This window comes from Magnetospirillum sp. (assembly GCA_027532905.1).
In the GTDB taxonomy this organism is placed as follows: domain Bacteria; phylum Pseudomonadota; class Alphaproteobacteria; order CACIAM-22H2; family CACIAM-22H2; genus Tagaea.
Genome location: JAPZUA010000005.1, coordinates 393,414 through 404,007, shown reverse-complemented (window position 1 = coordinate 404,007; position 10,594 = coordinate 393,414). Strand labels below are relative to the sequence as shown.

12 protein-coding genes are annotated in these 10,594 nt (G+C 61.7%); all 12 read left to right on the top strand.

Annotated elements, in window-relative coordinates:
- The first annotated feature begins 168 nt into the window (after window positions 1-168).
- The 12 genes from O9320_18550 to O9320_18495 are packed head-to-tail and all read left to right on the top strand — an operon-like array spanning window position 169 to window position 10,594.
- Entirely contained in the window at window positions 169-1,290 is a 1,122-nt protein-coding gene (locus O9320_18550) for a DegT/DnrJ/EryC1/StrS aminotransferase family protein (protein ID MCZ8312852.1), read from the top strand.
- 45 nt (window positions 1,291-1,335) lie between these two features.
- Window positions 1,336-2,346, top strand: a complete 1,011-nt coding sequence (gene pseB / locus O9320_18545) for a UDP-N-acetylglucosamine 4,6-dehydratase (inverting) (GenBank protein MCZ8312851.1) — start codon at window positions 1,336-1,338, stop codon at window positions 2,344-2,346.
- Entirely contained in the window at window positions 2,343-3,527 is a 1,185-nt protein-coding gene (gene pseC / locus O9320_18540) for a UDP-4-amino-4,6-dideoxy-N-acetyl-beta-L-altrosamine transaminase (GenBank protein ID MCZ8312850.1), read from the top strand. Before pseB ends, pseC begins: the two co-directional genes overlap by 4 nt.
- Window positions 3,520-4,869, top strand: a complete 1,350-nt coding sequence (locus O9320_18535; GenBank protein MCZ8312849.1) for a DUF4910 domain-containing protein — start codon at window positions 3,520-3,522, stop codon at window positions 4,867-4,869. The genes pseC and O9320_18535 overlap by 8 nt, the downstream gene beginning before the upstream one ends.
- On the top strand, window positions 4,866-5,102 hold the full coding sequence (locus tag O9320_18530) for an acyl carrier protein (GenBank protein ID MCZ8312848.1): 237 nt from the start codon (window positions 4,866-4,868) through the stop codon (window positions 5,100-5,102). Before O9320_18535 ends, O9320_18530 begins: the two co-directional genes overlap by 4 nt.
- Complete coding sequence (locus tag O9320_18525; GenBank protein ID MCZ8312847.1) at window positions 5,102-5,566, top strand: MaoC/PaaZ C-terminal domain-containing protein; 465 nt, start codon at window positions 5,102-5,104, stop codon at window positions 5,564-5,566. Before O9320_18530 ends, O9320_18525 begins: the two co-directional genes overlap by 1 nt.
- 26 nt (window positions 5,567-5,592) lie before the next feature.
- The gene (locus O9320_18520) at window positions 5,593-6,960 is read left to right on the top strand and encodes an AMP-binding protein (GenBank protein MCZ8312846.1); all 1,368 of its coding nucleotides are present in this window, start codon (window positions 5,593-5,595) and stop codon (window positions 6,958-6,960) included.
- Entirely contained in the window at window positions 6,957-7,691 is a 735-nt protein-coding gene (locus O9320_18515) for an SDR family oxidoreductase (GenBank protein ID MCZ8312845.1), read from the top strand. The genes O9320_18520 and O9320_18515 overlap by 4 nt, the downstream gene beginning before the upstream one ends.
- A 2-nt stretch (window positions 7,692-7,693) precedes the next feature.
- Window positions 7,694-8,335, top strand: coding sequence for a hypothetical protein (locus O9320_18510; protein ID MCZ8312844.1), 642 nt, complete (start codon window positions 7,694-7,696; stop codon window positions 8,333-8,335).
- Window positions 8,332-9,129, top strand: coding sequence for an AAC(3) family N-acetyltransferase (locus tag O9320_18505; protein MCZ8312843.1), 798 nt, complete (start codon window positions 8,332-8,334; stop codon window positions 9,127-9,129). Before O9320_18510 ends, O9320_18505 begins: the two co-directional genes overlap by 4 nt.
- Complete coding sequence (locus tag O9320_18500; GenBank protein ID MCZ8312842.1) at window positions 9,126-9,884, top strand: SDR family oxidoreductase; 759 nt, start codon at window positions 9,126-9,128, stop codon at window positions 9,882-9,884. The genes O9320_18505 and O9320_18500 overlap by 4 nt, the downstream gene beginning before the upstream one ends.
- The gene (locus O9320_18495; GenBank protein ID MCZ8312841.1) at window positions 9,878-10,594 is read left to right on the top strand and encodes an acylneuraminate cytidylyltransferase family protein; all 717 of its coding nucleotides are present in this window, start codon (window positions 9,878-9,880) and stop codon (window positions 10,592-10,594) included. The genes O9320_18500 and O9320_18495 overlap by 7 nt, the downstream gene beginning before the upstream one ends.

The following is a 10,594-nucleotide window of genomic DNA, read 5'->3' as shown; positions in this document are numbered from 1 at the left end:
TGCTCGATCTGCTGGGACGCGAAGTACGCGTGCACGTGCCCAACCGCGCGGTCGCTGCCGCCTAGGCGGCGAGGCCGGGCGCACGTACGTGCCGTCGCAACGCTGGGGGCCTCGGCACCCGGCGTGCGGTAGCGCGGATTTTTCGTCAGCCTGTTTTCGGAGCCTTTCTTGCAATTCATCGATCTTCAGGCCCAGCGCGCGCGCATGGGTGCCGCCGTCGAAGACGCCGTGCTCAAAGTCGTACGTAGCGGCCAGTATATTCTGGGCCCCGAGGTCGCTACGCTCGAAGCCCAATTGGCCGCGTTCTGCGGGGTCAAGCACGCGCTCACCGTCGCCAACGGCACGGATGCGCTGGCGCTCGCCTTGATGGCGTTCGGCGTGAAGCCGCGCCAAGCGGTGCTCGTACCGTCCTTTACCTTCGCGGCCACCGGCGAAGTGGTGGTGTGGCTGGGGGCGACGCCGATCTTCGTCGATTGCCTGCCCGACACGTTCAACATGGATCCGGCAAGCCTCGAGGCCGGCATTGCCACGGCCAAGCGCCTGGGGCTGGAGCCTGTGGGCGTGATCCCGGTCGATCTGTTCGGCCTGCCGGCCGACTACGACGCGATCGAGCCAATTTGTGCGGCCCATGATTTGTGGATACTCGCCGACACCGCACAGGGTTTCGGCGGCGTGTACAAAGGCCGCAAGACCGGTTCGATCGGCCGCATCGCATCGACCTCGTTTTTCCCGGCCAAACCCTTGGGCTGCTACGGCGACGGCGGGGCGATCTTCTTCGAAGATGATGCCTTGCGCGAAATGCTCGTGTCGCTGCGCGTGCACGGACAAGGCGTCGATAAATATGACAATGTGCGCATCGGCATGAATGGCCGCATGGACACGATCCAGGCCGCCGTACTGATCGAAAAACTGAAGTTGTTCCCGGACGAGATCGATGCGCGCAACCGCATCGCGCAGCGTTATTCCGATGCGCTCGAAAGACACTGCCTCGTGCCGCGCGTACCCGTCGGCCTCACCAGCGTGTGGGCGCAGTACACGATCCGTATTGCGGGTGGAAAGCGCGACGCGGTCGCCGCAAAGCTCAAAGAAGCGGGCATCCCGACCGCCATCTACTACGTGAAGCCGATGCACCGGCAGACCGCTTACGCGCGCTTCCCGGTCGCCAACAACGGCCTGCCGGTCAGTGACGCTTTGGCGGGCGAAGTGCTGAGCCTGCCGATGCATCCGTATCTGTCGGACGCTGATCAAGATCGCGTTGTTTCAGCCGCGGTCTCGGCACTCAAAAATTAACGCGAACAAGGGATGGCAATTTAGGTGCGAAAATTCGATCAACCCATGCCCAATCTACACGATTCCTCGGTGCTGGTCACCGGAGGAACGGGCTCATTTGGACGCGCTTTTGTAGCCCGGCTGCTCGCTGCGCCCGAGCCGCCGCGACGCGTCGTTGTTTTTTCGCGCGACGAGCAAAAGCAGGACGCGATGGCGCGCGAGTGGGCCGAGTGGCCGGAGCTTTTCGATCGGCTGCGTTTTTTCATCGGTGATGTGCGGGATGCCGAACGCCTGGAGCTTGCCACGCGTGGCATCGACTACATTGTCCATGCAGCGGCGCTAAAGATCGTGCCGATCGCAGAATACAATCCGTTCGAGTGCATTCTTACGAACGTGCACGGTGCCGAAAACATCGTCAAAGCGGCGCTTCGCAACCAGGTTCGCAAAGTCGTCGCGCTGTCCACCGACAAGGCCGCGAACCCGATCAATCTCTACGGCGCCTCGAAGCTTGCTTCCGACAAAATCTTCGTCGCCGCCAACAATTTGACGGGCGACCGCGAAACGCGTTTTGCCGTTGTGCGTTATGGCAACGTCATAGGTTCGCGCGGTTCGGTCGTGCCGTTGTTTCGGTCGCTTGTTGCGAAGGGCGCCAAGAGTCTGCCGATCACCGACCCCCGAATGACCCGGTTTTTTATCACGATCCAGCAGGGCGTATCGTTTGTGCTGTCCAGCTTTTCGCTGATGGCGGGCGGCGAGATTTTCGTGCCCAAGATTCCGAGCGTGCGAATAACCGATCTTGCGCGGCACATTGCACCCTCGCTGCCCCATACGGTAACGGGCATTCGGCCGGGCGAAAAGCTGCACGAGATCATGATTACCGAAGACGATTCACGATTGACAGTCGAGCTTGACGATCGCTATGTGATTTGCCCGCCGCTTACGCGCTTTCGCCATCCGCGCAGAATCGGCGACGAAGGGCGATTGGTGGCCGAGGGGTTCCGGTACGTATCCGACGTCAATTCAGAGTGGCTGGACGACGCGAGCATTGAGGAGCTGCTCAAGGAATTTCCGGCATGACAGTTCCTTTCTTGCCCTATGCGCGGCAATCGATCGACGACACGGACATTGCGGCGGTCACGGCGGCGTTGCGCAGCGACTATCTGACAACCGGCCCGATGGTCGAGGTTTTCGAGAGGGCTTTTTCGCTTGCGACAGGCGCCGGGCATTCGGTCGCTTGCAATTCGGGCACAGCGGCGCTCCACCTTGCCGTGCTCGCGCTCGATTTGGCGCCGGGCGATGCGGTGATCGTGCCGACGATCACGTTTCTGGCAACCGCAAACGTTGTGCGCATGGCGGGTGCCGAGGTTGTCTTTGCCGACGTCGATTCGGACAGCGGCTTGATGACGCCCGCGACGCTGGCGGCGGCCATAGAGTCCGCATCGCGTCGGAATCTGAATTTGCGCGCGGCGATCCCGGTCCATCTTAACGGCCAGCTTTGCCAGATGCCCGCACTCCATGAATTGGCGACGCTCCATGGTATCGATTTGATCGAGGACGCGTGCCACGCGCTTGGCGTGCCCGACGTCGGCGCGACAGTCTATTCGCGGCTTGCGTGCTTCTCGATGCATCCCGTCAAAGCGATTACGACGGTCGAGGGCGGCGCGGTTACAACGCGCGACGCGGCAATTGCCGCGCGCATCGGCCGCCTGCGCAGCCACGGCATGGTGCGTACGCCCGCCGATTTCGAAGACCGCGCGCTCTCATTTGACGGCGACCGACCGAATCCGTGGTCGTACGAGATGCAGGAGATCGGCTGGAACTACAGGTTGCCCGACGTTCAATGCGCGCTTGGGGTATCGCAGCTTGCCAAGCTCGATCTTTTGATCGAACGACGCAGCATGATCGCCAAACGCTACGATGCCGCTTTTGCGGGTTCAGATCTTGCGCTGCAGCCCGCAGCTCGAAGACCCGAGTCTCATGGCTGGCATTTGTATGTTGTGTTGATCGATTTTGCGGGCCTCGGCCGCACCCGCGGCAGCGTGATGGAGTCGCTTCGAGCTCAGGGCATCGGCTCGCAGGTGCATTATCTGCCCGTTCATCGGCAGCCCTACTATCGCCGCCGCTACGGCGTGCAGCCTCTGCCGGGTGCCGATGCCTACTACGCGCGTTGCCTGTCCATCCCGTTGTTCCCTGCAATGACCGACGGCGATGTCGATCGGGTGATCGCGGCCCTCAGTGTCGAGTGCGGCATTGGTTGACGGCACCGTTTCCTCCGACGTTGCGATCGGCCGCGAAATGTACGGTTGGGCGCGCGAGTTGTTCCCGGTTCGACGCAGCCTGACCGGCGAGGGCGTGCGCGACACGCTGCGCTATCTTGCCCGTATCGTTCCCGGATTGACCATGCACGAGGTGCCGAGCGGCACGTCGGCATTCGATTGGACCGTGCCCGACGAGTGGGTACTGCGCGATGCTTTCATTGCCGACGGCGAGGGCAACCGTATCGTCGATGTGAATCGCAACATTCTCCATGTTGTCGGCTATTCGAAGTCCGTCGATGCGGTCATGACAAGGGCCGAACTTGAGCCGCATCTCCATTGCATTCCGGACATGCCGGATGCGATTCCGTATATCACGAAATATTACGAATTGGGTTGGGGCTTCTGTCTTGCCCAACGCCAGCGCGATGCGCTTGGAGAAGGCCCTTTTCACGTCGTCATCGACAGCGTGCACAGCAAGGGATCGTTGAGCTACGCCGACATCGTGCTTCCAGGGCGCGAGACGCGCGAAATCATGCTTGCGAGCTATGTTTGCCATCCGGGAATGGCAAACAACGAATTGTCGGGGCCTGTCGTTCTTGCGGCTTTGGGGCGTTGGCTTTCGGCACGGCAAGATCGCCGCTTTACCTACCGGCTTTTGTTTGGTCCGGAAACAATCGGCGCCATCGTCTATCTCAGCAAACATCTCGAGCAACTGCGATCGAGCGTCGATGCGGGCTTCGTGCTGACTTGCGTTGGCGATCAGCGCGCGTGGTCGCTGCTCCAATCCCCACGTGCCGACACGCTTGCCGATCGTGTTGCAAAGCATGTTCTTGTCGCCCGCGGCGTCGATTTCAAGACCTACGATTTCCTCGAACGCGGCAGCGACGAGCGACAGTACTGCAGCCCGCACGTCGACCTGCCAGTCTGCTCGGTGATGCGTTCGAAATACGGAACCTATCCCGAGTACCACACCTCGCTCGACGACCTTTCGCTGGTGACGGCGGCAGGGCTCGCGGAGTCCTTCAGCGTCTACCGCGAAATGATCGAAGTCCTCGAGGCAAACGAAACCTATATTGCAACGCAACCATGCGAGCCTCAGCTCGGTCGTCGAGGCCTCTATCCAGGAACAGGCACGCGCAGCTCCAGCTTTTCCGTCTCGACGCTTGCCGATCTGCTCGCATTCGCCGACGGATCGCGCGACCTCATCGCGCTGGCCGAAAGGATCGGCCGCAGCGCGATCGATTGCGCAAAGACCGCTGCTGATTTGGTTGCAGCAGGGCTTCTTGATTCTGTCCCGTCCTCTACAGGGACGGGCCACTCGCAACGAAAGGAACCGATATGAACCAAAACCATCAAGAAATCGCGGAGATCATCGCGGAAGTTGTTCCGGGCTGGAAAATCGACGCTGCCGACGCGGGACGGTCGCTTTATGAACTTGGCATGGACTCGCTGGACTTCTCGAGCGTGTTGATGGCGCTCGAAGACCGTTTCGGCTTCAATTTCGGTGAGGACGAACTAAACAAGGTCCGTTCTTTCGCGGATATCTGCCGTTTCGTGGCCGAAAAGCGAGCCTAGTGGCGTCGAAAATGGCTGCGGATCAAGTTTCTATCGTCGACGACGCGACGCCTTCTCGATTGCTCGGGCTCGACGATGTTCAAATCGGCGACGCCGTCGAGCAGGCGGTGAATTTCGATGCGGACATGTGGCGCCGCTTCGATGCTCTGGCCGGCGACGCGGCGATGGTCCATCGCCAGACAAAGGCCGCGCGCGCAATGGGCTTCGAAGAACCGATCCTGCAAGGACTGGCCGTTACCACGAGGTTCTCGCGTCTGATCGGCATGTATCTGCCGGGCGAGCGCGCGGTGCTGCAATCCATCGAGTTCCGCTTTCGTCGCCCAGTTTTTGTGCCTGCCATGCTGGTCTATCGCGCGCGCATCGAACGGATCCTTCGCCCGTTGAGCTCCATCAAGATGTCGCTCGAGGTCGCCGTTGCCGGCACAACCCACGTCACGGGCATCTGCCAGTGCGTGATTCGATGAGCGAAGTTCACACGCATGTCGCACGCTTGTTCGAGCGGCTGGCCCAAGCCGATGAAGCTGACGCCGTTGTCTGGCGCGGCCGCACGATCTCGTATCGAGAGCTGCTTGCAAGCGTCTCATCTTGGGAGGCGCGCTTGCGCGCCATGGGGCTTCAGTCCGGAGCGAGTTGCGGCATCGTCGGCGATTTTTCCCCCTCCACCATAGCGCTCCTTCTCGCGCTCCTTCGGCTTGGTGCAGTTGCAGTGCCGGTATCGCCGGATGCGGCGCGAGAAATGGCGGCAATCACGACGACGGCGTCGATCTCGTGTCTTTTCTCGTTCGATGCGGACGACAATGTTGCGATCGAACTGTTCGAGCCGTCGCCGCGCCTGCCTCTGCTTGCGGACTTCTCCCGGAGCGGTGCACCGGGGCTTGTTGTCTTTACGTCTGGGTCGTCCGGTAAACCCAAAGCGATCTTGCACGACGCAAATCGCGTCCTTGGCAAATTCGAGCGACCGCGTCCCGGGCATCGCATGCTGATGTGCCTGATGTTCGACCATTTTGGCGGCCTCAATACGCTCTTCGCATGCCTGTCTTACGGCGGTACGGCGATCTGTTTGCCGCAGCGAAAACCTGAGTTCGTCTGCGCGGCGATCGAGTCCGCGCGTGCCGATCTGCTGCCCACTACGCCGACCTTCCTGCGCATGATCCTTGCGTCCGACGCGTGGCGTACGCGCGACCTCTCGTCGCTGAAGGTCATCAGCTTCGGCGCCGAGCCGATGCCGCCATCGACGCTGGCCCTGCTGCGCGAGACTTTTCCGAAGGTCGAGCTCAAGCAGACCTACGGCCTATCCGAACTCGGCGTCTTGCATTCGAAGTCCCCCGATCCTAGCAGCCTTTGGTTGCGCATCGGCGGCCACGGTTTCGAGACCAAGGTTCACGACGGAGTCCTCTATGTCCGTTCGGCATCGAGCATGGTCGGCTACCTCAACGCCGACTCGCCGTTGGATGCGGAAGGTTGGATGTGCACCAACGATTTGGTCGAGGAGAAAGACGGGCTGTTCCGTTTTCTCGGTCGCACGAGCGAAATCGTGAATGTCGGCGGCAACAAGGTGCATCCCTCGGAGGTCGAGGAAGTGCTGATGCAGGCTCCCAACGTCGCCGACGCCACGGTCGTCGGCATCCCGCACCCGCTGCTCGGGCACGCCGTCGGCGCACGCATCAGCCTTGTTGCGCCCGAAGACGAACGAGCGGCAAGCACGCGGTTGCGGCGCTTCTGTTTGGAGCGAATTGCAAAATTCAAGGTGCCGATGCGCTTCGAATTTCTGGCGATGGAAGCGCTGGCCACGGTGCGAGCCAAGAAGCAACGCACGAACGTGCCGAGCGGCAAAGAAAATCCGAAGGATGGGCAATGAGCGATCGCAAGCAGGTAATCTTGGTGAGCGGCGGGAGCCGCGGCCTCGGACTGGGATTGGTCGAAGCCGGACTTGCGGCAGGCTACAGTGTCGCGACTTTCAGTCGGCAGGCGAGCCCCATGATACAGAGTTTGGCGATCCAGCATCCCGGATCTCTCTTCTGCGGAAATTTCGATGTCACCGACGATGCGGCGGTCGACTCTTTCGTCAAATCGGCGGAAGCGTCGCTCGGGCCGATTACCGGGCTCGTGAACAATGCCGGCGTAGTCCATGAACGTCTTCTGGCCCAGCAATCGATGGACGAGATCGACAATCTGTTGCGCGTGAATCTTCGCGGCATGCTGTCGCTTACCCGCCGCGTCGCGCGCGGGATGATGATCCGGAATTTCGGACGCATCGTGAATATCAGCTCTATCGTCTCGGTTTCCGGCTACAAAGGAACGGTCGCCTACTCGGCAACGAAGGGCGGGATCGACGCCGCGACACGTGCGCTGGCCCGCGAGCTTGGCGGACGACAGATCACCGTGAATTCCGTCGCGCCGGGCTATATGGAAACCGAGTTGACGCGAAACATGAATCCCAAGCACCTCAAGCAGATCGTGCGACGCACGCCGGTCGGCCGCCCTGGCGCCGTGAGCGATGTGGTTGGCCCTGTGATGTTTCTGCTTTCCGATGCCGCCGGATTCATTTCGGGCCAAACGATCGTCGTCGATGGCGGATTGAGCGCGTAGCCGTGACCGAACCCGCGCAACTCGTCTATCGACCGATCGTGGCGCTGCGAGGCGCGCGCAGCTACGTCCATTCGACCGATCTTTACGCCGAAATCCTCGCCGGCGCCCAAGCGCTGTTCGGTGCGCCCTGCCAAGGGCCTCTCACTATCGCCTTTCGGGCCCTGTGCGCGGGGACGCCGCGAATACTTTATCGCAAGAGCGATCCGAGCGAGGGTGAGCCGGTCGCAGAGTTCTCGATCGGTGTCGAGCAGTTGCGCGTTGCGGGAGCCGTTCTGTCGGAGCCGCCTTGCGTATCTGCACGCAAGCCTTACAACGAGACCCGAATCTGCGCAGCCGCAACGATCGACGGCGATGCGATCGCATCGCAGCGCGATGTCGGTGCAGAGCCGATCGAAGTCCTGACGGCACTCGGCGTGGCTCTCCTCAACACGCGCCTGCCGCCGAAGGGAAGCAAGTGGCTTCTCGGAAAACTTCAATTGGCGCGCCCGCTGCGTCGCGATGACGCAGGCGGAATTCGGCTGGCTTTGCGCGCCAATGCGGCCGGAAATGTCGCCCAACTGCAGGCGCTCTCCGAAGGGCAGGCGCTTGGAAACATGATGTTCATGCTGCACAAAGTCGTCGCCGTCGACGCGCATCGCGCATGAGCGGCGTCGAAGAGCTTTGCACCCACTATCGACATCTCGGGGTCGAACGCGGCCGAATCGTCTATGTCGCTTCCGATTTCGGGCGCATGCGCGAGAATGCCGTCGAAGCGCCCGAGAAAATGATGTCGGCCCACCTGGAGGTCTTGTGCGACCTTGTCGGAAGCAGCGGCGCGATCGTCGTGCCGACGGCTTCGCTCAATCTTTGCAATACCGATATTGCGTTTGATCCGGCCAACACGCCGAGCCAGGGTATGGGTGTATTCTCCGAATTCGTGCGCAGGCAACCGGGGGCGCTCCGGAGCTTCCACCCGTTCTGGTCGGTCGCATCGATGGGTGGTGTCGCGGCCTCCCTTGTCTCGGACGTGTCGCGCCACAGCTTCGGCGCTGGCTCCGTTTGGTCTCGGCTGGTCGATGCGGACGCGCTTAGCCTCCACGTGGGTGTGCATCCCCGCTTGTCGTTCAGCGTCATCCATCATGTCGAATTGGCGGTCGGCGTGCCGTACCGATACACAAAAGAGTTTATGCATCCCGTTCGGCGTACCGGCATCCCGCAGGTCGAACCGTTTTATCATTTCGTGACTTATCGCGACGCCGACATCGAGCGCGACGGAAACGTGAAGATATTCGCGAACTTCGCCGAAGACCCGAGCCTTCGCGAGCGGCAATATGCGCGGGGCCGCGTGTTTTCGTTTTCGATGCGCAGGTTTTTCGACGCCACGCAAAGGTTGTTGGTGCGCGACATCTACGCCTGGCTCCGCAAGGAGCCGACAGTGCGGCCATACCGGTTCCAATGAACGAAGCATGCATCCTTGTAACCGGCGGAACCGGAGCCATCGGCCGCGCGATCGTCGGTGCGTTGCTCGCACGCGGCGACACGGTCGTCGCAACAGGCGCGTCTCGAGAAAGCGTCGAAGCGCTTGCGGCCGAACAGCCTCGGGCGAGCGATCGGCTTCACGGCTACGCGGCGGATCTAACGACCGGCCGCGCTGCTGCCGATCTGTCGAAATGGCTTGCGGACCGTGCACTCTTGCCGACCGGGCTGGTGAATGCGGCGAGGGACCGGCGGTTTCTCGCGACGGAGCCCGATGGTACAGTCTCTCGAGAGAATTTCATCGGCGAACTCGTCCTTGGCACAGTGCTCCCTTACGAGCTTTCGATCTCGATCGCAAATTCGCCGGGCGCCCGGCTCGAATCGATCGTGAACATCGCTTCCATGTATGGCCTAGTTGCACCAACTCCGGCGCTGTATCAGCTCGACCTGTCGCGCTCCTCCATCGCATACGGCATCGCGAAGGCGGGCATGGTGCAGATGACGCGCGAGCTCTCGGTACGATTGGCGCCGCGAATTCGCGTCAATGCCGTGTCTTTCGGCGGCGTTGCCGGGCGGTCGGATCTGGCGTTCGAGCAGCGATACGCCGCGCTTTGCCCCGCCGGCCGCATGCTACGCAAGGACGAAGTCGCAGCACCGGTTCTGTTTTTGCTCGATCCCGCATCGTCGAGCATGACTGGCGCCAACCTCGTGGCCGACGGAGGTTGGACGGCATGGTGAATAGACGCGCCATTGCGGTCATTCCTGCGCGCGGCGGCTCGAAGCGGCTGCTGCGGAAAAACGAGATGCCGTTTGCGGGCAAGCCGATGCTGGTTCACAGCATCGAGGCGGCGCAAGCGACGGGTTTCTTCGACAGGATACTCGTAAGCACCGACGATCCCGGAATCGCCGCCGCAGCTTGCGCGGCAGGGGCGGAGGCGCCGTTTTTGCGCGAAGACCATGCCGACGACCATGCGCCAGTCAGTGCCGCGACGATCCTTGCCGTGCAAACTGCAATGCTTCATTACGGCGAACGCTACGAGGTCGTCGTTCAACTCATGGCGAATTGCCCGCTGCGCGGCGCCGAGTCGATCAAGGCGGGTTTTGCGCGCTTGGCCCGGCAAGATGTCCAATTCTTGATAAGCGCGTTCCGCTACGGATGGATGAACCCTTGGTGGGCCGCAACGCTCGGGCCAGACGGACGTCCGACCGCGTTGTTCCCTCAAGTCGGCGATACGCGCTCCCAAGATCTTCCGCCGCTCTTTTGCCCCAGCGGTGCGGTGTGGGTCGCGACGTGGGAAGCGTTGGAAGCCGCCGGAACGTTCTTCGGCCCCGGCCACGTCTATTTCGACATCGGCTGGCACGAGGCGGTCGATATAGACGACACCGAAGATCTCGCGTTCGCGCAAGCGGTTTGGGAAATGCGCGCGCGCGTCCAGGCGAGGAGATAG

Bases quoted from the DNA above. Each gene is read 5' to 3' on its own strand.
- O9320_18515 (MCZ8312845.1), top strand. From the start codon at position 6,957: ATGAGCGATCGCAAGCAGGTAATCTTGGTGAGCGGCGGGAGCCGCGGC.
- pseB (MCZ8312851.1), top strand. From the start codon at position 1,336: ATGCCCAATCTACACGATTCCTCGGTGCTGGTCACCGGAGGAACGGGC.
- O9320_18530 (MCZ8312848.1), top strand. From the start codon at position 4,866: ATGAACCAAAACCATCAAGAAATCGCGGAGATCATCGCGGAAGTTGTT.
- O9320_18500 (MCZ8312842.1), top strand. From the start codon at position 9,126: ATGAACGAAGCATGCATCCTTGTAACCGGCGGAACCGGAGCCATCGGC.
- O9320_18505 (MCZ8312843.1), top strand. From the start codon at position 8,332: ATGAGCGGCGTCGAAGAGCTTTGCACCCACTATCGACATCTCGGGGTC.
- pseC (MCZ8312850.1), top strand. From the start codon at position 2,343: ATGACAGTTCCTTTCTTGCCCTATGCGCGGCAATCGATCGACGACACG.
- O9320_18495 (MCZ8312841.1), top strand. From the start codon at position 9,878: ATGGTGAATAGACGCGCCATTGCGGTCATTCCTGCGCGCGGCGGCTCG.